Raw genomic sequence first — 24,184 nt, 5'->3', positions numbered from 1 at the left:
GCCCCGGTCCGCCGAGGTAGAGCCCTGGTCAGCCGAGGTAGAGCCCTGGTCGTGACCAGGGCTCTACCTCGCGCGACCGGGGCTCTACGTCGTGGGGAGTCCTGCCCGACGACGGTGGCGCACCTCCGCGAGGACCGTCGCCAGGCGGACGGGGAAGTCGTCGGGCGTGCCGGGCGGCAGCGCGTCCACCGGGAACCACGCGACGTCCTCGCTCTCGTCGCTGACGACCGTGCGCGCGTCCGGGTCGGCGAACGCGACGAACCCGACGTCCCAGTGCGTGCGGCAGGTGCCGAACGCCGCGGCGAGGTCGTGCCGGTGCACGTCCACCGGGGCGGACGGCGCGGCGCCCGCCCCGACCTCGGGCGCCACGCGCGGCTCGTGGCCCGCGTCGTGCGGGGCGCCCGGCTCGGGATCCGGGTCGAACGGGACGAGGTCCTCGATGCCGCTCTCCTCGCGCGCCTCGCGGTAGGCGGCACCCGCGAGCGTCGTGTCCTCCGGCTCGGTGTGGCCGCCCACCTGGACCCAGAACCGGCCCTTGCGGTGGAAGCACAGCAGCACGCGGTCGAGACCGGGGCTGAGCACGAAGCAGCTCGCCGTGAGGTGCTGCGGACCGCCGTCGCGCCGCATCGCCTCGGCGCGCGGGCCGGCGTCGCCGCGGACGAACGCGCGGTACTCCGCCGCGAGCGCCCCCTGACGGGGATCCACGGGCTCCCACCGGTCGAGGCGGTCGAGGGCGTCGCGGGCGAGCAGGGCGGCGGGGTCCGGAGCAGTCACCGGGGAAGGCTACGCGCCCCACCCGACGCCCCGCCTCGGGGCTCGCGCCGGACGCTGCGACAATGGTGTCCCGTGAGCGACCCTCAGCACGACGCCGACGGCGGCCCCACCGACGCCGCCACCCGGACCGACCCGGTGCCGACCGGACCCGCCGGGGACCCGGCGCTGTTCGACCTCCCGCCCGGGTCGCGCGAGGTCCCGACGCGGATCGTGCTGCTCACCGGGGCGTCGGGCTCGGGCAAGACGTCGCTCACCCGCCGGCTCGGGCTCCCGGTCGTCGCGCTCGACGACTTCTACCTCGACCACGACCACCCCGACCTGCCGCAGCGCTTCGGCATCGTGGACTGGGACGACCCCCGCTCGTGGGACGCCGAGGGTGCGGTCGCGGCGCTCGTCGACCTCGCGCGCGCGGGCCACGCCGACGTGCCGGTCTACGACATCCCGACGTCGCGCCGCACCGGCACGACCCACGTCGACGTCACGGGCTCGCGCGTCGTCCTGGCGGAGGGCATCTTCGCGGCGGAGATCGTCGCGGCCTGCCGCGCACAGGACGTGCTGGCCGACGCGATCTGCCTCTACCGACCACGACTCGTGACGTTCTGGTTCCGCCTGCTGCGCGACCTCGCCGAGATGCGCAAGCCGCCGCTCACCCTGTTCCGGCGCGGCTGGGCGCTGCTGCGCGCCGAGCCCGCGCTCGTGCGGCACTGGGAGTCGCTCGGCTGCCGCGCGCTCACGCCCGCGCAGGCCGAGAAGGAGATCCGCGCACTGCTGCGGCCCGCCTCGGCGTAGGCGTCACCCCGGCGGGGCGGCGATCTCGATCGTCGCGACCGACGGTCCGCCGCACTCCGAGTCGGCACCGTCCGCGCTCTCCCACGTCGGGTCGATCTCGCGCTCGACGACGACGTCGCCCGAGGCGACCTCGACGACACGGACGACGACCGTGCCGACCGGACCGTTCAGCGCCGACCCGGTCCACTCGCCGACGGAGGGCGCGTCCTGCGCCTCTCCGGTCGGCTCGGGCGAGGTCTCGACGGCCTGGGGCGGGACCGGGTCGACCGGGTCGACCGGGATCGTCGTGGGGGCCCGCTCGGGGCCGGGCCGGAGCGTACCGTCGCGCACGAGCGCGCAGGGGTCGGCGCCGACGCAGGCCACCGTGACGCCGTACGCGTCGCGGTCCGGCCAGGAGTCGTCGAGCCGGACCTCCAGGCGAGCCGAGTACCCGACCGCCGGGCACGCGGTGACCAGACCTCCCGGACCGCTGCACGCCGGGAGCACGGCGACGAGCAGCGCACCGACCAGGCCGTGCGCGCGTCGTCGCGCTCGTGCGATGCTCACCGACGTCCCCTCTCGCGGCCCGCCCGCCCGTCGGGCCCTCGTCCACTCTTTGTCACGGACGGCCCGCGCCTTGCACCACGGCGCACGTTCCCCCTCGCCGAGCCTGCCGAGACGTGAGAAGTGGCCCCTGACCCGCGCGTCGCGGGGACCACTTCTCACGTCTCGGCGGGGAGCGTCCCGACGACGATCGTCGCGCCGATGTCGTCGTCCCGGACGACGCGCGCGACCAGCCCGGCCCGGCCGAGCACCGCGACGGCGCCCGCTGCCTGACGCTCGCCGGACTCGGTGAGCAGGTGTCCGCCGGGGGCGAGCCAGGCGGACGCCTCGGTCGCGACGCGGCGCAGCACGTCCAGCCCGTCGCCGCCGCCGTCGAGGGCGACGTGCGCCTCGTGGTCGCGCGCCTCGCGCGGCAGCAGCGGGATCTCGCCCGACGGGACGTACGGCACGTTGGCGAGGAGGAGGTCGACCCGCCCGCGCAGACCGGCGGGCAGAGGGTCGAAGAGGTCGCCCTCGTACGCGGTCCCGCCGACGGCCGCGACGTTGCGCGCCGCGCACGCGACCGCGGCCGGGTCCACGTCGCTCGCGTGCAGCGCGGCGGTCTCGTCGCCGCCGAGGCCCACCGCGGTCGCGAGCCCCAGCGCCCCGGCACCGCAGCACAGGTCGACGACGACCGTCCGGCCGTCCGGGCCACCCTCCGGACGACGGCCGGGGCCGCTGCCCGGGCCGCCGTCGGGCAGCTGGGCCGGGCGCCCGGCCCGCCGCCCGAGCGCGACCGCCTCGTCGACGAGCAGCGTGGTGCGCTGGCGCGGCACGAACACCCCGGGGTCCACGGCGACCCGCAGCCCGTGGAAGTCGACGTACCCGAGGACGTGCTCGAGCGGCTCGCCCACGACCCGGCGCGCGACGAGCGCCTCGAGGTGCGCGTCGTCGTCGGCCCGCTCGGCGAGGAGCGTGGCCTCCTCCTCCGCGAAGACGCACCCGGCGGCGCGCAGGCGGGCGGTGAGGTCGTCGAGCCGGCTCTGGTCCACGCTCCGGACGGTACTCCGGGTATCGCCGCCCCGGGACCGCCGACCTATCCCGGCGACCGATCCCGGCGACCGATCCCGGCGACCGATCCCGGCGACGCTGACCGTCAGTCGCGCAGGAGCGGGAGGAGCCGGGTGCCCTGGCGCTCGATCTCGCGCAGGTACGGGGTGTCGGACAGGACGAAGTGCGTCACGCCGAGGTCCTCGTAGCGCCGCAGCGCCTTCGCGACGTCCTCCGCGGAACCGACGAGCCACGTCGTGCCCGCTCCCCCGCCGCCGAACCGGCCCGGGGCGGTCCACAGGTTGTCGTCGAGCACCTCGCCCCGCTCGGCCAGGTCGAGCAGGCGCTGCTGCCCGACGGCGGCGCTCCGCCCCCGGTCCCGGGCCGACCACGCCTCGCGCTCCGGCGAGCGGGCCGCGAGCTGCGCGACCTTCGCCTCGGCGTCGGCCCACGCCTCCTCGGTCGTGTCCCGCACGAACGTCGTGACGCGCAGCCCGAACTCGAGCGGTGCGTGCTCACGGCCGAGCTCGGCGCTCAGCCGCCTCAGCCGGTCGATGCGCTCCGCGATCCCGTCGAGCGGCTCGCCCCAGAAGAGCTGCACGTCGGCCTCGGTCGCCGCGACGCGCTCCGCCGCCTCCGAGGCGCCGCCGAAGTAGATCCGCGGGTGGGCGCGGTCGCCGCGGACGACGGGCCGCGGCCCCAGCGACGAGCGCGTCACCGAGAAGTGCTCGCCCGCGTACGTGACCTCCTCCTGCGTCCACAGGCGCCGCACGATCTGCAGGAACTCGCGCGTGCGGGCGTAGCGGTGCGCCGGGTCGGCCTCGCCGTCGCCGTACGCCTCCTGCCCGTCGGTGCCGGACACGATGTTGACGCGCAGCCGGCCGCCGCTGAGGTGGTCGAGGGTCGCGGCGGCGGACGCGAAGTGCGCGGGCCGCCAGAACCCGGGCCGGATCGCGACGAGCGGCTCGAACGTCGTGGTGCGGGCGGCGAGCGCCGTCGCGACCGTGAACGTGTCGGGACGCCCCCAGCTCGTCCCGAGCAGCGCGCCCGCGAACCCGTGGCGTTCCAGGGCGTGCGCGTGGCTCGTCAGGGTGTCGAGGCTGTTGTGGTCCTCGGTGGTGTCGTCGCCGCGGTGCCCCGGCCGCACCTGGTTCGGGATGTACCAGAGGTGCTCCGCGCTCATGCGAAGGCCCCCTCGACGACTCGTGCCCCGCCGTCGGACGACGTCCCGGCGGGGGCCGCGTCCGTGTAGCGGTTGGCCGGCCGTTCGAGCCCGTAGTGCTCGCGCAGCGTCCGGCCCTCGTACTCGGTGCGGAACAGGCCGCGCTCGCGCAGCACGGGCAGCACGTGCTCGACGAACTGCTCGAGCCCCGACGGCAGCACCGCGGGCATGATGTTGAACCCGTCGGCGGCCTCGGCGTCGTACCAGTCCTGGAGCGCGTCGGCGACCTGCTCGGGCGTCCCCGCGAACGTGCGGTGGCCCCGCCCGCCGCCGAGGCGCCCGATGAGCTGGCGCACCGTGAGCCGCTCGCGGCGCGCGAGCTCGACGATCAGCGTGTACCGGCTCTTGGCCCCCTCGATCTCGTCCTCGGTGGGCAGGCCGTCGGGCAGCTCGCGGTCGAGCGGCAGGTCCTCGGGCGCGAGGCGCAGCGTCTTCGCGAGCTGGGCGCGCGCGTACTCGGGGACGATGAGCTCGTCGAGCTCGCGCTCCCGCGCGAGCGCCTCCGCCTCCGTGGACCCGATGACGGGGACGATGCCGGGCAGGATCTTCACCGTGCCCGGGTCCCGCCCGACGGCGACCGCCCGGGCCTTGAGGTCGGAGTAGAACGCCTGGGCGTCGGCGAGCGTCTGGTGCGCGGTGAACACGGCCTCGGCCTAGCGCGCGGCGAGGTCCTTGCCGTCCTCGGACGACCCGGCCTGCACGATGAGCGGGCGCGCCTGCGGCGAGCGCGGCGTCGTGAGCGCGCCGTGCACGGAGAAGTGGGTGCCGACGTGCGCGGGCCCGTGGATCTTGGCCGGGTCCGCCCAGACGCCCGCGGCCTTGTCGGCGAGCACGGCGTCGTCCTCCCACGAGTCCCAGAGCCGGAACGCGACGTCGAGGAACTCGGCCGCGCGCTCGTACCGCACGGCGTGCGCCGGCTGGTCGTCGAGGCCGAAGTTCCGCGCGATCTCCGGCCCGGCCGTCGTGACGACGTTCCACCCGGCGCGGCCGCCCGAGACGTGGTCGATCGACGCGAAGCGCCGCGCGAGGTTGTAGGGCGAGTTGTACGTCGTCGACGCCGTCGCGATGAGGCCGATGTGCTCGGTCACGGTCGCGATCGCCGTCAGGACGATGAGCGGGTCGAGCGAGCCCGCCGGGCGGCGCCCGACGTCGGACCGCAGCCCGGGGCCGTCCGCGAAGAAGATCGAGTCGAGCTTCCCCGCCTCCGCGACCTGCGCGAGGCGCTGCAGGTGCGCGATGTTCGTCGAGGTCCACGACGGGTCGCTCTCGGGCAGGCGCCACGACGCCTCGTGGTGGCCCGTGCTCATGAGGAACGCGTTGAGGTGCAGGCGGCCGGGGCGGTGGCCCGAGGAGGCGTGGCGGGTCATGCGGCGGTGTCCTTCCGGTCAGGGGTGGTCGGGGCGTCGCGGACGACGCCGAGCGCGTCGAGCAGCTCGGTGCGGAGCCGGGCGAAGCGGGGGTCGGCGGGGTCGCGGGCCTCGGTGGGGCCGTAGCTCCGGTCGACGCGGCGCTCGGCCGCGATCCGCCCCTCGTCGAGCACGACGACGCGGTCCGCGAGCACGATCGCCTCGTCCACGTCGTGCGTGACGAGCAGGACCGCGGGGCGGTGCCGCGCGCACAGGTCGCGCAGCAGGGCGTGCATCCGGATGCGCGTCAGGGCGTCGAGCGCGCCGAACGGCTCGTCGGCGAGCAGGAGCCGCGGCGAGCGCACGAGCGAACGGGCGAGCGACACGCGCTGCTGCTCGCCGCCCGAGAGCTCGTTCGGCCACGCGCGCTCGCGCCCGGCCAGGCCGACCTCCGCGAGGCTCGCGCGGCCGGCGTCCCGCGCGGCGCTCCGCCCGCGCGCCCCGGCGTCGAGACCGAGCACCACGTTGTCCAGCACGCGCGCCCACGGGAGGAGCCGCGAGTCCTGGAAGACGACGGACACCTGGTCCGGCACGACGACCTCGCCCGAGCCCGCGACCCCGTGGTCGAGCGCGGCGAGCGCGCGCAGGAGCGTGCTCTTGCCCGAGCCGGACCGGCCCAGGATCGCGACGAACTCGCCGTCGTCCACGGTGAGGTCGAGGTGGTCGAGGATGCGCTGCTCCCCGTACGACCGGACGAGCGAGCGGACCCGCACGGCCGCGCCCGGCGTCGTCGGGCGGGCCTCCTGCGCGGTCAGTCCTCCAGCGTGCGCCGCCACGAGAGCACCCTCCTCTGCAGGAGACGGACGGCGAGGTCCGCGGAGTAGCCCAGCACGCCGTAGACCACGAGGCCGACGAGGATGATCTCCGTCTGCCCGTACGTCCGGGCGAGCTCCATCATGTAGCCGATCCCGGCCGTCGCGTTGACCTGCTCGACGACGACGAGCGCGAGCATCGAGCCCGTGACCGCGAACCGCAGGCCGAGGAAGAAACCGGGCAGCGCGCCGGGCAGGATGACGCGGCGCACGAACTGCCACCGCGAGAGCTGCACCGTCTCGGCGAGCTCGACGTAGCGGCTGTCGATCGCGCGCAGGCCGTTGTGCGTGTGCAGGTAGATGGGGATGAAGACGCCGAGCGCGATGGTGATGACCTTCATCTCCTCGCCGATGCCGAACCACAGGATGAGCAGCGGCAGGAGCGCGAGGTTGGGGATGGCGCGCTTGACCTGGATCGGGCCGTCGAGCACGGCGTCGCCCACCCGGCTCAGCCCGGCGGCCAGCGCGAGCACGACGCCCGCGACGATGCCGGCCGCGAGCCCGAGCGCGGCGCGCGTCAGGGACACGCCGAGGTGCGCCCCGAGCTTGCCGTTCGCGACGAGCTCCGCGCCCGTCGAGACGACCGTCCACGGCGCGGACAGCACGCGCGGGTCGACGAGCCCCGTCGCGGACCCCACCGACCAGACGACCGCGAGGAGCGTGACCCCGACGAGCGCCGCGAGCGGGACCGGCCGGCCGAGCCCGAGACGCGTGCCGCGCGGCCGCACGTCCCCCGGGGTGGACGGCGCGGCGTCGGCCCGCGGGACCGCGACGTCGACCCGGTCGACGACCGCGGCGCTCACTGCGCGCCCCCGTCCCGCGCGGCGGCGGCCGCCTCGCCCGCGACCGGGCCGAAGCGCACGTCGAACAGGTCCGCCGCGTCGAGCGGCTGCTCGTCGAGCTCCGTCGCGAGCAGGTCGACCGTCGCCTGCGTGCGCTCGATGCCCTCCGTGAGGTCGGACGGGACGTCCGGGACCGGCGCGTGGTCGACGAGGTACTGCGCGTCCTCCTCGCTGAGCCCCTGGTCCTCGATGTAGTACCCCTGCTTCCACTCCTCCGGGTGCTCCGCGACCCAGATCTTTGCCGCCGCCCACGCGGCGACGTACTCGCGCAGCGCCGCCGCCCTGGCCGGGTCGCGCACGACCTCGGTCGGGCCGTAGAGGTGCGACGCGTCGTCGCGCAGGTGGTGCTGGACCGACGTCGCGCCGTCGGCCTCGTACGTCGCGAGGTACCGGAAGAGCTGCGTGCCGCCGAGCGGCGCGACGTCGACCTCGCCCGCCGCGAGGGCCGTCGAGTAGACGTCGCCCGTGCTCGGGAGCTCGACGAGCTCGACGTCGTCCTGCGTGAGCCCGGCCTCCTGCAGCGCCTTGAGGACGATCGCCCCCTGCGCCTGGCCCGGGCTGAACGCGATGCGGTGACCGCGGAAGTCCTCGAGCGAGCCGAGCTCGACCCCCGGCGCCCCCGCGAACTCGTAGACCGGCGCGTCCTCCCAGTTCTCCCGGTAGACGGACGCGTAGACCTGCACGTCCAGGCCCGTCCACGTCGCGTGGATCGGCGGGATCTCCGCGACGGCGCCGACGTCGAGCGACCCGGCCCGGAACGCCTCCGTCGTCGCCGGGCCGCCCGAGATGTTGGCCCACTCGATCTCGAACGAGAAGTCGCTGTCCAGGTCGTCGCCCGCGAGCTCGAACGCCTTCTGCGTCGTCGGGTCGCCGACGCGCAGGACGGTGCCCTCCGGCACCTCGGTGGGCAGCTCGGCGTCCGGGGCGAGCGTGCCGCCGTCGGCCGGGTCACCGCCCCCGGACGCCTCGGCGGTGCTGCACGCACCGGCGGCGAGGAGCGCGACGAGACCGAGCGCGACGGCCGTCGCCCTCCGGCGGCCGGGTGGTGCGGACGGACGGAGCGGGGAAGCAGGCATGGCGGGTCCTCTCAGGGAGAGCGCACGGGGACGCACGAGGGCGCGCGGGTGCCGTGCGCGGGAGGGTGGTGGGACGGCCCGACGGCGGCCCGGGGCGGCCGTCGGTCAGTGCGTCGGGGTGCTCAGCGGCACGCGGTCGGACGACACGCGGCCCGACGGCGCAGGCGCGCACGCAGAGCGCGACGACACGCGAGTCCGGGCACGTGCCCGGCGTCGGTGGCGGGGAGGGCGACGAGGCCCCCCGGTGTCGTCGGCATGCGGGCGACTGTGCCAGCGTGCGCAGACCCCGCAAAGGGCCGTCGCCCCCCGTCCCACGACGAGAACGAACGTAACGCCGTGCAACGGCCCCTCGCCCGCCGACCAGGTGGTCCGTGTCGGCCGAGCAGGCGATGGTGGTGCGTCGGTCGCCCGGGACGCGCCACGACCACCTGCTCGTCGGGAGAGGGGGCGCCGGGACGACGACGGGCCCCGACCCTCCCGGAGGAGGATCGGGGCCCGTGTGTCAGGCGTTCAGGAGTGCGTCACTCCGCGCCGGCCTGCAGCTCGCCCGTCGGGGGCAGGTCGCGGACCGAGACGCCGGTCGGGGCGTCGAGCGCGGCGGCCGCGCCCACGCTCACCGGGCCGCGGTCGTGCTCGCCCTTCGAGACACCCCGGAAGGTGAACTCGCCGAGCAGGCCCTCGCCCTCGGCGTCGACCAGGACGATCTCGCCAGCCTTGAGCTCGCCGAACAGGATCTTCTCGGAGAGCACGTCCTCGATGTCGCGCTGGATCGCGCGGCGCAGCGGACGAGCACCCAGGACCGGGTCGTAGCCCTTCTCGGCGAGGAGCTGCTTCGCGGGCTGCGTGAGCTCGATGCCCATGTCCTTGTCCCGCAGGCGGGCGTCGAGACGGGCGATCATCAGGTCGACGATCTGGATGATCTCGGCCTGCGAGAGCTGCGGGAAGACCACCACGTCGTCGACGCGGTTGAGGAACTCCGGCCGGAAGTGCTGCTTGAGCTCGTCGTTGACCTTCGCCTTCATGCGCTCGTAGGACGTGACCAGGTCGCCGCCGGCGTTGAAGCCGGTCTGGACGCCCTTGGCGATGTCCCGCGTGCCGAGGTTGGTCGTCATGATGATGACGGTGTTCTTGAAGTCCACGACACGGCCCTGCGAGTCGGTCAGGCGACCGTCCTCGAGGATCTGCAGGAGCGAGTTGAAGATGTCCGCGTGGGCCTTCTCCACCTCGTCGAACAGGACGACCGAGAACGGCTTGCGCCGCACCTTCTCGGTGAGCTGGCCACCCTCGTCGTACCCGACGTAGCCGGGGGGCGAGCCGAACAGCCGCGAGACGGTGTGCTTCTCGGAGAACTCCGACATGTCGAGCTGGATGAGCGCGTCCTCGTCCCCGAAGAGGAACTCGGCGAGCGCCTTGGCCAGCTCCGTCTTCCCGACGCCCGTGGGGCCGGCGAAGATGAACGACCCACCGGGGCGCTTCGGGTCCTTGAGGCCCGCACGCGTCCGGCGGATGGCCTGCGACAGCGCCTTGATCGCGGCCTCCTGGCCGACGACGCGCTTGTGCAGCTCGTCCTCCATGTTGAGCAGGCGGCTGGACTCCTCCTCGGTGAGCTTGAAGACCGGGATGCCCGTGGCCATGGCCAGGACCTCGGCGATCAGCTCCTCGTCCACCTCCGCGACGGTGTCCAGGTCACCGGACTTCCACGCCTTCTCCTTGTCGGCGCGCTTCGCGGTGAGCTGCTTCTCCTTGTCGCGCAGGCCGGCGGCCTTCTCGAAGTCCTGCGCGTCGATCGCGGACTCCTTCTCGCGGCGCGCCTCGGCGATCTCCTCGTCGAGCTCCTTGAGCTCCGGCGGGGCCGTCATGCGGCGGATGCGCAGGCGCGCGCCCGCCTCGTCGATGAGGTCGATCGCCTTGTCCGGGAGGAACCGGTCGTTGATGTACCGGTCCGCGAGCGTGGCCGCGGAGACCAGCGCGGAGTCCGTGATGGACACGCGGTGGTGCGCCTCGTAGCGGTCGCGCAGGCCCTTGAGGATCTCGATGGCGTGCGGGAGCGACGGCTCGGCGACCTGGATGGGCTGGAAGCGACGCTCCAGGGCCGGGTCCTTCTCGACGTGCTTGCGGTACTCGTCGAGCGTCGTCGCGCCGATGGTCTGCAGCTCGCCGCGCGCGAGCATCGGCTTGAGGATGCTCGCGGCGTCGATCGCGCCCTCGGCGGCACCCGCCCCGACGAGGGTGTGGATCTCGTCGATGAACAGGATGATGTCGCCGCGCGTGCGGATCTCCTTGAGCACCTTCTTGAGGCGCTCCTCGAAGTCGCCGCGGTAGCGCGAGCCGGCCACGAGCGCGCCGAGGTCCAGCGTGTAGAGCTGCTTGTCCTTGAGCGTCTCGGGGACGTCGCCGCGCACGATGTCCTGGGCGAGGCCCTCGACGACGGCCGTCTTGCCGACGCCGGGCTCGCCGATGAGGACGGGGTTGTTCTTGGTGCGGCGGCTCAGCACCTGCATGACGCGCTCGATCTCGAGGCTGCGCCCGATGACCGGGTCGAGCTTGCCCTCGCGCGCGGCCTGGGTGAGGTTGCGCCCGAACTGGTCGAGCACGGCCGAGCCGGACGGCTGGCCCTCGGTGGGACCGCCGGCGGCGACCGGCTCCTTGCCCTGGTAGCCGGACAGGAGCTGGATGACCTGCTGGCGCACCTTGTTGAGGTCGGCGCCCATCTTCGTCAGGACCTGGGCGGCGACGCCCTCGCCCTCGCGGATGAGGCCGAGCAGGATGTGCTCGGTGCCGATGTAGTTGTGGCCGAGCTGGAGCGCCTCGCGCAGCGACAGCTCGAGCACCTTCTTGGCGCGCGGCGTGAACGGGATGTGCCCGCTCGGGGCCTGCTGGCCCTCGCCGATGATCTCGGTCACCTGGGTGCGGACGCCGTCGAGGGAGATCCCGAGGGACTCCAGCGCCTTGGCCGCGACACCCTCGCCCTCGTGGATGAGGCCGAGGAGGATGTGCTCGGTGCCGATGTAGTTGTGGTTGAGCATCCGCGCCTCTTCCTGGGCGAGGACGACGACCCGACGGGCTCGGTCTGTGAATCTCTCGAACATGTGCTGCTCCTCGTGAGCGGCGTACACCTGCCCGCCGGACGACGGGTACAAGCCTGACCGCATTGACTCTATGCGGTTCGAACGAGCCGCACCCCCTCCGTATGCCGTTGTTCGCCAGGGGCGTGAAAGAGGGGTCGCGCCGTGACCTGCCGGGCGGTCGCGGGTGCACGACGGCGGAGATCACCCGGCCCGACACGCGCCGGGGGCGTTGACCGCGGCCCGCGCCACGGGCAGGCTCGGGAGTGCGCCCCGCACGACGTCCAGAAGGGTGGCGAGAGCGATGCACCAACCGGACCAGCCGCCGGAGGACACCCCCGCACCGGACGCGGACGAGCGAGAGGCACGCCCCACGGGCTCGGCCGCGTCGTGGGAGCAGGTGGTCGCGCGGTTCCACGGCGCCGTCGCGGAGGTCGACGACCCGCTCACCTGGGGTCTCGACCTCGACGAGGAGACGCTCACGGGTGCCGGCCACGGCGCGCACGACCCGGCCGAGGAGCGCTTCCTGCGCTCCTACGTGTCGTTCACGGGCGAGACGCTCGACGTCGAGACGCTGCGGGTGCGGGCCGCGCACGACGAGCAGGCCGAGGACATCGCCCGCACCGCGCTCAGCGGGGCGCTCGCCGCGCCCCTGCACTCCGACACCCCCGGCGACGACGACTTCCTCGACTCCTACCAGGAGTACCGCGCCGCGATGCGCGCGATCGTCGAGGAGGTGGACGTCGCGCCCGTCGTGCGCACCACGTTCCGGGTCGACGGCGAGACCCGCCCCTGCCTGTACGTCACCGTGCGGGAGCACGCCGCGGCGTACGTGCCGGTCGGGGACCGGGCGCTCGTCGTCTCGGGCCCGGCGGACCTGCTCGCGCGGGTCGACGTCGTCACCCGCCCCCTGCGCAACATCCTCCAGGACGAGCCCGACCCGCGGTTCTGACCGGCTCCACGCGCCGCGCCCCGGGACTCTCGTCCACCACCTCGGGACGCCCGTCCCGGGCGCGGCGCGGCCCCGCGGCCTAGGGTCGAGTCAGCACCGGCGCCGCCGACGGCGTCGGGGACAGCACGCCGACGGCGCACGCGGTCGGCCGACCGGGCGGAGGTGGCGAGATGCGCGGCGTGATCGTCGGTGTCGACGGGTCGGAGGAGTCGGGCGGCGCGCTCGACTGGGCGATGCGCGAGGCGGCGGACCGGGCGGTGCCCCTGACGGCCGTGCTCGCGTTCGAGTCGCGGCAGGGGCCGGGCGACGGCCCCGACGCGGCGGCCGAGGAGAAGCGGGCGCTCGTCCAGGAGTGGCTCGACGCCGCGCGCGCCCGCACGGGGATCGGCCCGGACGCGGTCACCGCGACGGCCGTCGCCGAGCGCGGCAGCCCCGCGGCCGTCCTGCTCGCCCTCGCCCAGCCGCGCGTCGCGCAGGCCGCCCAGGACGACGTGCGGCCCGACGCCGCCGACGGCGACGACGCCGACCTGCTCGTCCTCGGCCGCTGCGGCCGGGGCCGCCTCGGCCGGATGGTCCTCGGGTCGGTGCCGACCGCCGTCGTGCAGCACGCGACCGTCCCCGTGACCGTGGTGCGCGGGACGCCCGACGTGCGCCACGACCACGCGCGGCCCGTCGTCGTCGGGGTCGACGGGTCGTCGACGTCGGTCCAGGCGCTGCGGCACGGCGCCGACGTCGCGCGGCGCACGGGCGCGACGCTCGAGGCCCTGTTCTGCTGGCAGATCGTCTCGCTCGCGCCCCTGCCCGACTCGTGGGGATGGACGCCGCCCATCGACGACTACGAGAAGTTCGCCGCCCAGAAGCTCGACGCCGCGCTCGAGGCGGCGGGGGTCGACCTGCCCGACGACCGCCTCGTGCGCAGCGTGCAGCACGTGCACGCCGCGAAGGGGGTCATCGAGGCGTCGTCGCGCGCGGAGCGGCTCGTGCTCGGCAACCGCGGCGTCGGCGGGTTCGACCGGCTGCTCCTGGGGTCCGTGAGCCGGCACGCGGTCGAGTACGCGCACTGCCCGGTCACGGTCGTGCGGCCCGCGGACGCGACGCACCCCTCGGGGGCGCACGACAACTGAGGCCTCGCCCGACGCGCGGGCGGCAGCGACGCCCGCCGCGCGGCATGATGGAGCTCCCCGACAGGCCGGAGCCCCGATGACGAACGTCGACCTCCTCACGGAAGCCCACCTCACGACCGCCCGCACCGCGGCGAACGGTCGCAGCGCCGAGGTCGTGCTGCACGACGGCCCGCTGCGCCAGACGATCCTCGCGCTGCGCGCGGGCGTCGAGCTCGGCGAGCACAACTCCCCGCCCGCGGCGTCGATCCAGGTGCTGCGCGGCCGGGTCCGGGTCACGGCGCTCGGCGAGGGCGACGTCGAGCTGGGCGAGGGCGAGCTGCGCGTGCTCACCCACGAGCGGCACGCGGTGAGCGCGATCGAGGACGCGGCGTTCCTCCTGACGACCGTGACGAGCGTCCCGGGCAGCTGAGCCCCGGCGCTCCCTGCCCCCCGCCCCTCTCTCCGCGAGCACGCGATCCGCGACCGGATCGCGTCGAGAGGGGTCGCGGACCCCGTGCTCGGCGGGTAGGGCCTGCCCGGCCGCGGCGCCCGGGGCTCGATGCACCGCGAGCTGCTCCTGCGAACCGCCCGCACGGCTGCCAGGGTGGTGCGGATGAGAGCCTCGACAACGACGACCGTCCTCGCCGCGAGCGCCCTGGTCCTCGCGGCCTGCACCGCGGCCCCCGGCGACGCGCCGAGCACCCCGGAGCCGTCGGCCCCGGCCCCCTCGACCTCTGCCGCGACCCCGGCACCCGGCGATCCCGCCGCGGCGCTCCCGACGGACGCGCCCGCCGACGTCCTCCTCCCCGCGGGCGCGTGGGGCGGCGAGGGAGGACGCGAGGAGGCGGAGGGGGTCGCGGACTGGCACCTCCCGGAGGCGTGCGCCGACGGCGGCCCCGCGGACGCCACGGCGATGCGCACCGCGACCGAGGGCGACGGCGCGGCCGAGGGCGTCGTGGGGGTCCACCAGGTCGCGGTGTTCGCCGACGCCGACGCCGCCACCGCGGAGGCCGCGCGGCTCGCGGACCTGCTCGCCGCGTGCGCGGCGCAGGGCGGCGCGGAGGGCACGACGTACACGGCCGAGCCGCTCGACGTCGGCGCCCAGGGCGGCGGCCTGGCCACCGACTAATACGGGTCGGGCGGGAGCGGGGACCTGGACACGGCGCTCGGCACCTACCTGGCGACGACGCGCCGCGGTGCCGCGGTCACGCTCGTCGCGCTCGACGGCGGGGAGAGCACCGTCGGCGCGGCCCGCGAGACGGTCGCGGAGCAGGCCCGCGCCGCGTGGGAGCGGCTGTGCCGCTACGAGCAGGCGGGCTGCTGACGGACGGCCCCTCCGCCCGGAAGACTCACTCCCGGGACGTCGTGCCCGGGTCGCCGTGGCGGGCGCTCAGCCCCGGACGGCCCAGGCGGCGAGGGTCAACGCCGTGACGTCCTCCGCGACGGCGCCGGGCCAGTCGGGCCGCTCGCCGACGGCGAGGCGTCGCCACGCCGCACCGCCCCACGTCCCGACGGCCCCGCCCGCGGCTCCCGCGACGGCGGCGAGGACCAGCCCGACCGGACCGGTCCGGTGCCGGGCGACGAGCACGCCGCCCACGGCGCCGCTCGCGACGCGGACGACGGGGCCGGGCGGCGCGAGCCGGCTCGGCGTCTGCGGCAGCTTGTCGCCGACCAGCTCGCCGACGACGCCCAGGAGCGCCGCGCCGCGCGCGAGCGGCCCGGGTCCGTGGTCCGACCGGCGCGACCCGCGGGGCCGCACGAGGCCGGCCAGCACCGGCGCCGCGACCCCGAGGCTGCTGCGCGAGCCCGCGGCGACGCCGAGCGCGAGGGCCCGGGCGAGCACCGCCGTCGTGCCGCGCGGCGCGGCTGCGTCCTGGGACGTCATGGGGTCCTCCTGCGGTGTGGTGGTGGCCCGGTCGACCGGGTTCTCCCGAACGTAGCCGCTCCCGGGGCGGCCCACCCGGCGGCGCGGCGCGCCGCCCGCCGGGTCCCGCGCCCGGGCCCACCCCCAGCGACGCCGAGGTCGGCGAGCAGGCGCTGCGCCTCGCGGTCGCCCAGGCGACGACGCACCCCGGCGCGTGGCGGTCCGGTGCCCGGTCGTGCTGCGGGAGCCCACCCCGCGCCCCTGCCGACGCCCCTCACGGACGGGTCGCGCTCGAACGGTTGACGGATCGGCACCACGGGGGCATGATCGGGAGGAGACGATACCCCCTAGGGGTATCAGCAGTTGAGAGGAGACACGGTGGACCACCGCACGGAGCACGGCCCCGGGCGTCGGACCGGCGCGGACGGCGAGCACGAGCACCACAAGGCGCACGGGCACCCCGAGGCGCACGGGCACCCCGGCGCGGCGGCGACCGCCGCCGTCGACCACGCGACGCACGACCCGGCCGCGCACCGCGGCCACGACACGGGGCACGAGGACCACCACGCGGGTCACGGCACCGCGGGTCACGGCACCGCCGGGCACGAGGGCCACGGCACGTCCGGGCACGAGAGTCACGACACGGCCGGTCACGGCACGGCGGGCCACGCCGGACACGACATGGCCGGGCACGGCGGGCACGGCGGGCACGGCGACCACGTCGGGCAGTTCCGCCGCCTGTTCTGGATCATGCTCGTCCTCGCGGTCCCCACGGTCGCGCTGAACGCCATGTTCGCGATGCTCCTGGGCTACGACCTGCCGGACGCCGCGTGGGTGCCCTGGGTGTCCCCCGTCCTCGGCACGGTGATCTACGCCTGGGGCGGGCGCCCGTTCCTCACCGGTGCGGTGAGCGAGCTGCGGAGCCGCAAGCCCGGGATGATGACGCTCATCTCGCTCGCCATCACGGTCGCGTTCGTGTCGTCGCTGGGAGCGAGCCTGGGCCTGCTCGCGCACGAGCTCGACGTCTGGTGGGAGCTCGCGCTCCTCGTCGTCATCATGCTGCTGGGCCACTGGCTCGAGATGCGCTCGCTCGCGCAGACGGCGTCCGCGCTCGACTCGCTCGCCGCGCTCCTCCCGGACGAGGCGGAGCGGGTCGCCGAGGACGGGACCGTGACGACCGTCGCGCCGACGGACCTGCGCGTGGGCGACCTGGTCGTCGTCCGGCCGGGCGGGCGCGTGCCCGCGGACGGCGAGGTCGCGTCCGGGTCCGCGGACGTCGACGAGTCGATGATCACCGGCGAGTCGCGCCCCGTGCGCCGCACCGTCGGGGACGCCGTGGTCGCCGGGACCGTCGCGACGGACGACGCGCTGCGCGTGCGGATCACGGCCGTCGGCGAGGACACCGCGCTCGCAGGCATCCAGCGGCTCGTCGCCGACGCGCAGGCGTCGTCGACGAAGACGCAGCGGCTCGCGGACCGCGCCGCCGGGTGGCTGTTCTGGTACGCGCTCGGCGCGGCGGCCCTGACGATCGGCCTGTGGCTCGTCTTCGGCACGCCGGAGCAGGCACTAATCCGGGCGATCACCGTCCTCGTCATCGCGTGCCCCCACGCGCTGGGCCTCGCGATCCCGCTCGTCGTCTCGCTGTCGACGGAGCGCGCCGCGAAGGCGGGCGTCCTCGTCAAGGACCGCCTGGCGCTCGAGCGCATGCGCACCGTGGACACCGTCCTGTTCGACAAGACCGGGACGCTGACCGAGGGCGAGCCCGTCGTCGTGCACCTCGCGACCGCGGGCAGCACGTCCGAGGCGGAGCTCCTCGCGCTCGCCGCGGCGGCCGAGGCGGACAGCCAGCACCCGCTCGCCCGGGCGATCGTGCGGGCGGCCGAGGAGCGGGGCGACGACGTCCCCCGCGCCACCGACTTCCGGTCGCTCACGGCCGTCGGCGTCGAGGCGACCGTCCCGACCCCCGACGGCGCCCGCCGCGTCGCGGTCGGCGGTCCCGCGCTCCTGCGCGAGCGCGGCCTCGACCCCCTGCCCGACGCCGCCACGTGGGCCGAGGACGGGTCGACCGTCCTGCACGTGGTCGTCGCGAGCGACGCCGGCACCGCGTCCGACTCGCGGTCCGGCGAGGTCGTGGGCGCGTTCGCCCTGGCGGACGCGATCCGTCCCGAGTCGCGCGAGGCCGTCGACGCGCTGCACCGGCGCGGCATCCGGGTCGTCATGATCACCGGCGACGCCGAGCCCGTCGCCCGCGCGGTCGGGCGCGAGCTCGGCATCGACCAGGTGTTCGCGGGCGTGCGCCCCGAGGACAAGGACGCGAAGGTCGCGGAGCTGCAGCACGGTGGGCGCGTCGTCGCGATGGTCGGCGACGGCGTCAACGACGCCCCGGCGCTCGCCCAGGCGGACGTCGGCACCGCGATCGGCGCCGGCACCGACGTCGCGATCGCCTCGGCCGGGGTCATCCTCGCGAGCTCCGACCCGCGCGCGGTGCTGTCGATCATCGAGCTGTCGCACGCGTCGTACCGCAAGATGCAGCAGAACCTGTGGTGGGCCGCGGGCTACAACATCGCGGCCGTGCCCCTCGCCGCGGGCGTGCTCGCGCCCGTCGGGTTCGTCATGCCGATGGCTGTGGGCGCGATCCTCATGTCCGCGTCGACCGTGATCGTCGCGCTCAACGCGCAGCTGCTGCGCCGCACGGACCTCGACCCGGCGCGGCTCGCGGCGCGCTGACCTGGGCCGCGCTGACCCGGGCCGCGAGGCCCGCCCCGACCACGAGGTTGCCGTCGTTCTCCTGCGGAGGACGACGGCAACCTCGTGGTCGCCCGCGCGGAGGGTCGTGCTCGACCGCGAGGAACGTCGTGCGCGCTGCGAGACTGGGACGGTGACCACGCCGACCCCCGACGACCGGCCCGTCGCCGGCGTCCTGCTCACGCCCGGAGCCGGAGCGAGCCGCGACCACGGCGCGCTCGTCGCGATCGACGAGGCGCTGGCCGCCCTCGACCCGCCCGTCCCCGTGCGCCGCGTCGACTTCCCCTACCGGATCGCCGGCAAGCGGATGCCCGACCGTCCGCCCGTCGCGATCGCGCACGTCCGCGCCGAGGCGGAGGCGTTCGCCGCCGAGCTCGGCACCACGACGGACCGCCTCGTGCTCGGCGGCCGCTCGTACGGCGGGCGCATGTGCTCGATGGTCGTCGCCGAAGGACTCCCGGCCGCAGGGCTGGCGCTCGTCAGCTACCCGCTGCACCCGCCGGGCAAGCCCGAGCGGCTGCGGACCGAGCACTTCCCGGACCTCCACGTGCCGGTCCTCCTCGTCTCCGGGCGCACCGACCCGTTCGCGACGCCGGACGAGCTCGCCGAGCACGCGGCCGCGATCCCCGGGCCCGTCACGCGCGTCGAGCTGCCCGGTGCCCACGACCTCAAGGGGCAGGACGCGGCCGTGTGCGAGGCCGTCGTCCGGTGGCTCGCGACGCTCGGGGCCTGACCCGCCCCAGGGCGCCGCCCCGACGTTCCGACCGGCCCGCACGACTGCGTACGATGTGCCGCGGACCGCTCCCGAACGACCCGGAGGTGTTGATGCGCGCCGCTGGCCGCCTGCTCGCCCTCGCACCCCTGGCGGTGCTCGTGGTGGCCGTCGCCGCCGCACCCGCGACCGCCGTCGGCCGGGACGGCGAGAGCGGGCTCGAGGTGAGCGTCGACGGTGTCTCGTTCGACCCGGAGCGCCTCTGGTCCGAGTGGGGCGCCGTCTCCTACGCCGTGAGCTCGCCGGACGGGAGCCGCGAGCGGTACTACTCCGACTCCTACGGCCCGCGCGACTCCGCGGACGGGTTCCTGGCCTTCTCGGTGCCGGCGCGCACGTTCCCCGACGGCTACTGCGTCACGTGGGCCCAGGTGTCCGGCCTGCGCGCGCAGCACGCGCGGTGGAACGGGGACGACCCCGTCTGCACGACGGCGCAGGCCGCGCCCTCCCCCACGACGGCGCCCCCGGCGCCGACCCCCGACGCCCCCGCGACCTCGGCCCCGACGGCCGAGGCGCCGCCGGTCGCGGCGGTCGTGGAGGCGCCCGTCGAGACGCCGGACGCGCCGGAGCCCGACGTGACGGAGGAGCCGACCGCCGAGCCGACGGAGGAACCGACCACGGCCGCCCCTGCCGAACCGACGCCGACCGCCGCGCCCACGACCGCGGGCCCCGAGCCGGCGCGCGTCCCGCTCGCGTCCGTCGACCGCACGGCGCCGCCCCCGCCCGCGGGCGAGACCTTCCCGACCTTCGCCGCGGTGGGTGTCGGCGGGCTCGTCGCCGCTGCGGCCGGCGGTGTGATCCTGCTCGTGCGCCGCGTGGGCTGAGCCCTCAGCGGCGGGCGGTGCCCGCCGTCGTCCGGCCGGAGCGGCGCTCCCAGCGCGCCAGCTCGTCGACGTCGCCGGCCGTGTAGTCGCTGTCGGACGGGTCCTCGGCCGCGACGGCGGGGACGCCGCACGTCGTGCGCGCCGTCGCGGCGGACGGCGCCCCACCGCCACGACGGCGGGCGGTCTCGCGGGCCGGGGCCAGGGTGTCGGCCATCGGGTGTCCTCTCCTCGTCGTCGGTCGTCACGACGAGAGAACTCTGTCCAGGCAGACGCCCGGTGACCACGGCCTGTACTCCGCGGGAACTCTGCCGGGCGGGACCGCCTGCGCCGCTCGGTCGAAACGGCGACGGGACACCCCACGACACAGAAAAGGCCGGGTCCGAAGACCCGGCCTGACCTGCCGTGATGGAGCCGCCTAAGGGAATCGAACCCTTGACCTATTCATTACGAGTGAATCGCTCTGCCGACTGAGCTAAGGCGGCGTGCTACGTCCCGGTCCGCTCGGCGAACCGGTGGCAACGAGCGCCTACTGTACCCAACGACCGGGCCAGATTCCAAAGCGGGCCCGCGGGCCGCCGTCGGGCACCCTCCGCGTCAGCAGCGGAGCCCGTCCTCGGGGACGGTCCCGTCCACGAGGTAGGCGTCCACGGCGTCGCTCAGGCAGTCGTTCGCGCGCCCGTACGCGGTGTGCCCCTCGCCCTCCCAGGTGACCAGGACGGCGGAGTCGAGCGTGTCGGCGAGGCCCTCGGCCCACACGTACGGGGTGGCCGGGTCGTTGGTCGTGCCGATGACGAGGATCGGCGCGGCGCCCTCCGCGGCGAGGTCGAACTCCTGGTCGACGACCGGGTACGCCCAGCCCTCGCACGTGAGCCCGCCGAACGCGAAGAAGTAGCCCATCGTCGGGGCCTCCTCCTCGAGCCGCTCGAGCTGGGCCTGCATCGCGGCCGGGTCGTCGTCCTGGCGCCCGTCGAGGCAGTTCACGGCCCGGAACGCCTCGGACGAGTTCGAGGAGTACGTGCCGTCGGCGTTCCGGTCGTTGTAGAAGTCGGCGAGGTAGAGCAGGCCGTTGCCGGTGCCCTCCTCGAACGCCTCGGTGAGCGCCTGCGTGAGCACGGGCCAGCTCTGGTCGTTGTACAGCGTGACGGCGACGCCGTAGAAACCGAGGGTCTGCGTGACGCTGCGACCCGAGTCCGTCGGGAGCGGGTTCGCCTTCGCGGCGTCGAGGAGCGAGCGGATCTGGCGCATCCCCGCGTCCGTGTCGCCCTTCAGCGGGCACCCGGCGCCGGCCTGGCAGTCCTCGACGTACGCGCGCAGGGCGTTCTCGAAGCCGACGGCCTGCTGCTCGGAGATCTCGTCCGGGTCGAGCGAGGTGTCGATCGCCCCGTCGAGCACCATGCGGCCGACCTTGTCCGGGAACAGCCCGGCGTACGTGGCCCCGAGCTGCGTGCCGTAGGAGTAGCCGAGGTACGCGAGCTTCTCGTCGCCGAGGACGGCGCGCAGCATGTCCATGTCGCGCGCGGCGCTCTGGGTGTCGACCTGGCCGAGCAGCTCGCCCGTGTTCTCGGCGCACGCGTCGGCCCACGCGCGACGGTCCTCCGCGAGCGCCTCGAGCCCCGCCTCGTCCGTGTCGAAGTCGCGCGACAGGGACTCGTCCTTGGCGGCGTCGTCGAGGCACACGACGGGCGACGACTGCCCGACGCCGCGGGGGTCGAAGCCCACGAGGTCGTAGGCCGCGGTGACGCTCTCGCCGACGGTCGGCGCGAGCGACTCGACGAAATCGACGCCCGACGCGCCGGGCCCGCCGGGGTTGGTGAGGAGCGAGCCGATGCGCTCGCCGGTCGCGGGCTGGCGCTTGACCGCGAGCTCGATCTCGCCCGCCGCCGGGTCCTGCCACGAGAGGGGCGCGCGCGCCGTCGTGCACTCCCAGCCGGCTCCGCAGTCCTCCCACGCGAGGGTCTGCCCGTAGAACTCCTCGAAGCCCTCCGGTCCCGTCTCGCCCGTGCCGGTCGACGACGCGGTCGGGACGTCCTCGACCGGGGTCTGCTGCTTCGGGGGCGCCGAGCACGCGCCCGCGACGAGGGCCAGCACAAGGGTCGCGGCGCAGGCCAGGGCGCGGCGAGCGGGGCGGGAGGAGGGGGACGTCGTCACCCGGACACGGTAGCCGCTCGCCCGTCGCGCGGGAGACGGCCCACCGGCGGCGGCCCGTCCTTTCACGCGCTCTTCACCGCGCGGGTCGTCACCCCGCGGTCCAGGCGAACTCGCCGGCCGCGCCCTCGGCCGGCGGCGGCACGACGACGGTCCCGCGGTCCCCGAGCACGACGCTCACGTCGGCGCTCGTGTCCACGTCGTCGGGCACCGCGACGACGGACGTCGCGGGGACGTAGTCCATGGTGCACGCGGTGTCGGCGGGGATGTCGACGAACGACACGACGATGTCGCTCCCCTCGACCGCGGCGTCGTCCTCGGCGAGCAGCGGGCACGTGCTGGACCCGAACGTCACGACGAGCAGGAGGCCCGGCTCGGCGCTCCACGCGGCGCCGGTGCCGCCCTCGGTCGGCGCGTCCGCGCCGGGCGGCAGGCCCTTGCCGTGCGCGCCCGCGACGACGTCCATCGTCGCGGCGTCGGGCAGGCCCTGCTGGTCGTCGGTGGCGTCGTCGGTCGGCTCCGTGGACGGGTCCGACGAGGGGCCGCCGTCGGGCTCCGTGGTCTCCTCGGTGGCGCTCGTGCCGTCACCACCCCCGTCGGTGTCGGACGCGCACGCCCCGAGCAGGGCGACCGTGGCCGTGAGCGCGAGCGCCGCGGTGAGGCGCGCGGTGCGGGCGGCGGGACGACGGGCGGGAACCATGGGGACTCCTCGGTCGGCGACGGGTGCGCGACCATCGTGGTCCGCGCCGGGACCTCGCGCGCGCCGAACCGCCGACGCGCCGCGGGATCGTGACCCGACGGTGACCCGGGGTGGGAGCATCCCCGCATGGACGCACCGCACCCGACCCGCGACACCGAGCGGCCCCCGCTGCGCTGGGGCCTGCGCACCGACCTCCTGCGGCACGGCGACGGCGGCGACTCGAGCCGCGTCGGGTACGTGGAGCTGTTCTTCGACCTGGTGTTCGTGTTCGCGGTCACCCAGCTCTCGCACGGGCTCATCGCGCACCCCGGCGTCGAGGCGCTCGGGCACACGCTCCTGCTCGGCGTCGCCGTCTGGTGGGTGTGGGTCGACACCATGTGGGTGACGAACTGGCTCGACCCCGAGCGCCTGCCGGTGCGGAGCCTGCTCGTGGTGCTCATGCTGCTGGGCCTCGTCCTCGCGAGCGCGATCCCGGAGGCGTTCGGCGACAAGGGCCTGCTGTTCGCCGTCATGCTCGTCGCGATGCAGGTGGGGCGCAGCCTCTTCACGATGGTCGCGATGGGCCGCGTCTGGCCCGAGAACGCGGTGAACTTCGTCCGCATCACGACGTGGCTCGCGGCCTCGGGCGTGCTCTGGATCGCGGGCGGTCTCGTCGAGGAGCACCGCCTGCCGCTGTGGGCGGTCGCGGCCGCGATCGACCTCGCCGGGCCGCGCGCGATGTTCTGGCTCCCCGGGATCGGGGCGTTGCGCGCGAGCACGTGGGTGGTCCGCGGGGAGCACATGGCCGAGCGCGTCAGCCTGTTCGTCATCATCTGCCTGGGCGAGTCGATCATCGTCACCGGCGCCGCGTTCGCCGAGCTCCCCCTCGACCTCACGACCGTCTCCGCGTTCTGCTCCGCGTTCGCGAGCACCGTGCTCATGTGGCTGCTGTTCTTCGACCGGTCCGAGCGGCGCGCGACCGAGTACTTCACGTCGCGCGCCGAGCGCGGGATGGTCGCCCAGACGGCGTACACGTACGTCCCGTTCGTCATCGTCGCCGGGATCGTGCTCACCGCCGTCGCCGACGAGCTCGTGCTCATGCACCCGCTCGGGCACGACGGCGGTCACGCCGACGCCTGGACCGCCGGCCTCGTGTGCGGGGCGGCGGCGACGTACCTCGTCGGGAACGCGCTGTTCCGGCGCGCGACGGGCGGGCGCTGGTCGCTCCCGCACGTGCTGGGCGCGGTCGCGGTCGGCGTGCTCTTCGCCCTCCACGCGTGGCTCTCGCCGCTCGCGCTCAACTGGGTGACGGACGGCGTCCTGCTGGCGGTCATCGTGGGCGACGTGGTCCGCGCGCGGCGGGTCCCGACCCCACCGTCGGCCGCGCCGTCGGACGGGCCGTCGGGTGCGCCGTCGGACGGGCCGGGCGCGCCGACGGGGCCACCCCCCGAGGCGCCGTCCGGGACCCCGTGAGCCGGGCACCGTGCGTCTCGCCGGGCGCGATCGTCGCGACGTCGCTACGTTCGCCCTGATGGCGCGGGGCAG

The 24,184-nt window shown here is 75.4% G+C and carries 21 protein-coding genes, 1 tRNA gene and 1 pseudogene; 9 read left to right on the top strand and 14 right to left on the bottom strand.

Annotated features, from left to right (window positions below; translation table 11 throughout):
- Positions 1-84 precede the first annotated feature (84 nt).
- On the bottom strand, positions 85-774 hold the full coding sequence (locus tag HKK73_RS03790) for an NUDIX hydrolase (protein ID WP_171467475.1): 690 nt from the start codon (positions 772-774) through the stop codon (positions 85-87).
- 72 nt (positions 775-846) lie between these two features.
- On the opposite strand from HKK73_RS03790, the gene HKK73_RS03785 reads away from it, so the two are divergent.
- Entirely contained in the window at positions 847-1,563 is a 717-nt protein-coding gene (locus tag HKK73_RS03785; RefSeq protein ID WP_338074485.1) for a uridine kinase, read from the top strand.
- A 3-nt stretch (positions 1,564-1,566) separates the two neighbouring features.
- Here the strand turns inward: HKK73_RS03785 and HKK73_RS03780 are convergent, their stop codons facing one another.
- From HKK73_RS03780 to HKK73_RS03745, 8 genes and pseudogenes are all read right to left on the bottom strand, one after another.
- Positions 1,567-2,109, bottom strand: coding sequence for a hypothetical protein (locus HKK73_RS03780; protein ID WP_171467474.1), 543 nt, complete (start codon positions 2,107-2,109; stop codon positions 1,567-1,569).
- Positions 2,110-2,264: 155 nt separating this feature from the next.
- Entirely contained in the window at positions 2,265-3,137 is an 873-nt protein-coding gene (locus HKK73_RS03775; RefSeq protein ID WP_043652692.1) for a methyltransferase, read from the bottom strand.
- A 104-nt stretch (positions 3,138-3,241) separates the two neighbouring features.
- Complete coding sequence (locus HKK73_RS03770) at positions 3,242-4,318, bottom strand: LLM class flavin-dependent oxidoreductase (protein ID WP_171467473.1); 1,077 nt, start codon at positions 4,316-4,318, stop codon at positions 3,242-3,244.
- Positions 4,315-5,724, bottom strand: a pseudogene (locus HKK73_RS03765) (LLM class flavin-dependent oxidoreductase). Before HKK73_RS03765 ends, HKK73_RS03770 begins: the two are co-directional and overlap by 4 nt.
- Positions 5,721-6,539 carry an ABC transporter ATP-binding protein gene (locus HKK73_RS03760; protein ID WP_163185776.1) on the bottom strand — a complete coding sequence of 273 codons (819 nt, stop codon included), beginning with the start codon at positions 6,537-6,539 and terminating at the stop codon, positions 5,721-5,723. Before HKK73_RS03760 ends, HKK73_RS03765 begins: the two are co-directional and overlap by 4 nt.
- Entirely contained in the window at positions 6,515-7,378 is an 864-nt protein-coding gene (locus HKK73_RS03755) for an ABC transporter permease (RefSeq protein ID WP_171467472.1), read from the bottom strand. Before HKK73_RS03755 ends, HKK73_RS03760 begins: the two co-directional genes overlap by 25 nt.
- Positions 7,375-8,493, bottom strand: a complete 1,119-nt coding sequence (locus tag HKK73_RS03750; protein WP_171467471.1) for an ABC transporter substrate-binding protein — start codon at positions 8,491-8,493, stop codon at positions 7,375-7,377. The genes HKK73_RS03755 and HKK73_RS03750 overlap by 4 nt, the downstream gene beginning before the upstream one ends.
- Before the next feature lie 521 nt (positions 8,494-9,014).
- The gene (locus HKK73_RS03745) at positions 9,015-11,582 is read right to left on the bottom strand and encodes an ATP-dependent Clp protease ATP-binding subunit (RefSeq protein WP_031315080.1); all 2,568 of its coding nucleotides are present in this window, start codon (positions 11,580-11,582) and stop codon (positions 9,015-9,017) included.
- A 280-nt stretch (positions 11,583-11,862) separates the two neighbouring features.
- On the opposite strand from HKK73_RS03745, the gene HKK73_RS03740 reads away from it, so the two are divergent.
- The 4 genes from HKK73_RS03740 (at position 11,863) to HKK73_RS03725 (ending at position 14,742) form a co-directional block, all read left to right on the top strand.
- A complete protein-coding gene (locus HKK73_RS03740; protein WP_021479757.1) occupies positions 11,863-12,510 on the top strand; it encodes a hypothetical protein in 648 nt (215 codons plus the stop codon).
- 170 nt (positions 12,511-12,680) lie between these two features.
- On the top strand, positions 12,681-13,634 hold the full coding sequence (locus HKK73_RS03735) for a universal stress protein (RefSeq protein WP_171467470.1): 954 nt from the start codon (positions 12,681-12,683) through the stop codon (positions 13,632-13,634).
- Between the two features lie 76 nt (positions 13,635-13,710).
- The gene (locus tag HKK73_RS03730) at positions 13,711-14,043 is read left to right on the top strand and encodes a cupin (protein ID WP_043652704.1); all 333 of its coding nucleotides are present in this window, start codon (positions 13,711-13,713) and stop codon (positions 14,041-14,043) included.
- Positions 14,044-14,226: 183 nt separating this feature from the next.
- Positions 14,227-14,742 carry a hypothetical protein gene (locus tag HKK73_RS03725; protein WP_171467469.1) on the top strand — a complete coding sequence of 172 codons (516 nt, stop codon included), beginning with the start codon at positions 14,227-14,229 and terminating at the stop codon, positions 14,740-14,742.
- Between the two features lie 261 nt (positions 14,743-15,003).
- On the opposite strand, the gene HKK73_RS03720 is transcribed toward HKK73_RS03725, so the two are convergent.
- On the bottom strand, positions 15,004-15,498 hold the full coding sequence (locus tag HKK73_RS03720; protein WP_171467468.1) for a hypothetical protein: 495 nt from the start codon (positions 15,496-15,498) through the stop codon (positions 15,004-15,006).
- A 357-nt stretch (positions 15,499-15,855) separates the two neighbouring features.
- On the opposite strand from HKK73_RS03720, the gene HKK73_RS03715 reads away from it, so the two are divergent.
- The 3 genes from HKK73_RS03715 (at position 15,856) to HKK73_RS03705 (ending at position 19,815) form a co-directional block, all read left to right on the top strand.
- On the top strand, positions 15,856-18,204 hold the full coding sequence (locus HKK73_RS03715) for a heavy metal translocating P-type ATPase (protein WP_253705774.1): 2,349 nt from the start codon (positions 15,856-15,858) through the stop codon (positions 18,202-18,204).
- A 151-nt stretch (positions 18,205-18,355) separates the two neighbouring features.
- A complete protein-coding gene (locus tag HKK73_RS03710) occupies positions 18,356-18,955 on the top strand; it encodes an alpha/beta family hydrolase (protein WP_171467467.1) in 600 nt (199 codons plus the stop codon).
- Positions 18,956-19,047: 92 nt separating this feature from the next.
- Positions 19,048-19,815: a hypothetical protein gene (locus tag HKK73_RS03705; RefSeq protein ID WP_171467466.1), complete on the top strand. Its 768-nt coding sequence runs from the start codon at positions 19,048-19,050 to the stop codon at positions 19,813-19,815.
- 4 nt (positions 19,816-19,819) lie between these two features.
- Here HKK73_RS03705 and HKK73_RS03700 read toward each other — a convergent pair whose 3' ends face one another.
- The 4 genes from HKK73_RS03700 to HKK73_RS03685 form a co-directional block, all read right to left on the bottom strand.
- Complete coding sequence (locus HKK73_RS03700; RefSeq protein ID WP_171467465.1) at positions 19,820-20,029, bottom strand: hypothetical protein; 210 nt, start codon at positions 20,027-20,029, stop codon at positions 19,820-19,822.
- A gap of 192 nt (positions 20,030-20,221) precedes the next feature.
- Positions 20,222-20,297: transfer RNA gene (locus tag HKK73_RS03695), tRNA-Thr, on the bottom strand.
- Between the two features lie 112 nt (positions 20,298-20,409).
- Complete coding sequence (locus HKK73_RS03690; RefSeq protein WP_171467464.1) at positions 20,410-21,963, bottom strand: alpha/beta hydrolase; 1,554 nt, start codon at positions 21,961-21,963, stop codon at positions 20,410-20,412.
- 88 nt (positions 21,964-22,051) lie between these two features.
- Positions 22,052-22,660 (bottom strand): hypothetical protein, encoded by a 609-nt coding sequence (locus HKK73_RS03685; protein WP_171467463.1) that lies wholly within the window; start codon positions 22,658-22,660, stop codon positions 22,052-22,054.
- A gap of 126 nt (positions 22,661-22,786) precedes the next feature.
- On the opposite strand from HKK73_RS03685, the gene HKK73_RS03680 reads away from it, so the two are divergent.
- Positions 22,787-24,112 carry a low temperature requirement protein A gene (locus HKK73_RS03680; RefSeq protein ID WP_216608048.1) on the top strand — a complete coding sequence of 442 codons (1,326 nt, stop codon included), beginning with the start codon at positions 22,787-22,789 and terminating at the stop codon, positions 24,110-24,112.
- Positions 24,113-24,184: the final 72 nt, after the last annotated feature.

It is taken from the genome of Cellulosimicrobium sp. 72-3 (assembly GCF_013127315.1).
Classification (GTDB): Bacteria; Actinomycetota; Actinomycetes; order Actinomycetales; family Cellulomonadaceae; genus Cellulosimicrobium; species Cellulosimicrobium funkei.
Note: the sequence above shows the minus strand (reverse complement) of the source record. Positions and strands in the feature narration are given on the sequence as shown.

What these genes read in the sequence shown, in the direction of transcription:
- HKK73_RS03750 (WP_171467471.1), bottom strand. Translation starts at nt 8,493, where the DNA reads ATGCCTGCTTCCCCGCTCCGTCCGTCCGCACCACCCGGCCGCCGGAGG.
- HKK73_RS03725 (WP_171467469.1), top strand. Translation starts at nt 14,227, where the DNA reads ATGAGAGCCTCGACAACGACGACCGTCCTCGCCGCGAGCGCCCTGGTC.
- HKK73_RS03740 (WP_021479757.1), top strand. Translation starts at nt 11,863, where the DNA reads ATGCACCAACCGGACCAGCCGCCGGAGGACACCCCCGCACCGGACGCG.
- HKK73_RS03745 (WP_031315080.1), bottom strand. Translation starts at nt 11,582, where the DNA reads ATGTTCGAGAGATTCACAGACCGAGCCCGTCGGGTCGTCGTCCTCGCC.
- HKK73_RS03735 (WP_171467470.1), top strand. Translation starts at nt 12,681, where the DNA reads ATGCGCGGCGTGATCGTCGGTGTCGACGGGTCGGAGGAGTCGGGCGGC.
- HKK73_RS03720 (WP_171467468.1), bottom strand. Translation starts at nt 15,498, where the DNA reads ATGACGTCCCAGGACGCAGCCGCGCCGCGCGGCACGACGGCGGTGCTC.
- HKK73_RS03700 (WP_171467465.1), bottom strand. Translation starts at nt 20,029, where the DNA reads ATGGCCGACACCCTGGCCCCGGCCCGCGAGACCGCCCGCCGTCGTGGC.
- HKK73_RS03685 (WP_171467463.1), bottom strand. Translation starts at nt 22,660, where the DNA reads ATGGTTCCCGCCCGTCGTCCCGCCGCCCGCACCGCGCGCCTCACCGCG.
- HKK73_RS03705 (WP_171467466.1), top strand. Translation starts at nt 19,048, where the DNA reads ATGCGCGCCGCTGGCCGCCTGCTCGCCCTCGCACCCCTGGCGGTGCTC.
- HKK73_RS03770 (WP_171467473.1), bottom strand. Translation starts at nt 4,318, where the DNA reads ATGAGCGCGGAGCACCTCTGGTACATCCCGAACCAGGTGCGGCCGGGG.
- HKK73_RS03680 (WP_216608048.1), top strand. Translation starts at nt 22,787, where the DNA reads ATGGACGCACCGCACCCGACCCGCGACACCGAGCGGCCCCCGCTGCGC.
- HKK73_RS03730 (WP_043652704.1), top strand. Translation starts at nt 13,711, where the DNA reads ATGACGAACGTCGACCTCCTCACGGAAGCCCACCTCACGACCGCCCGC.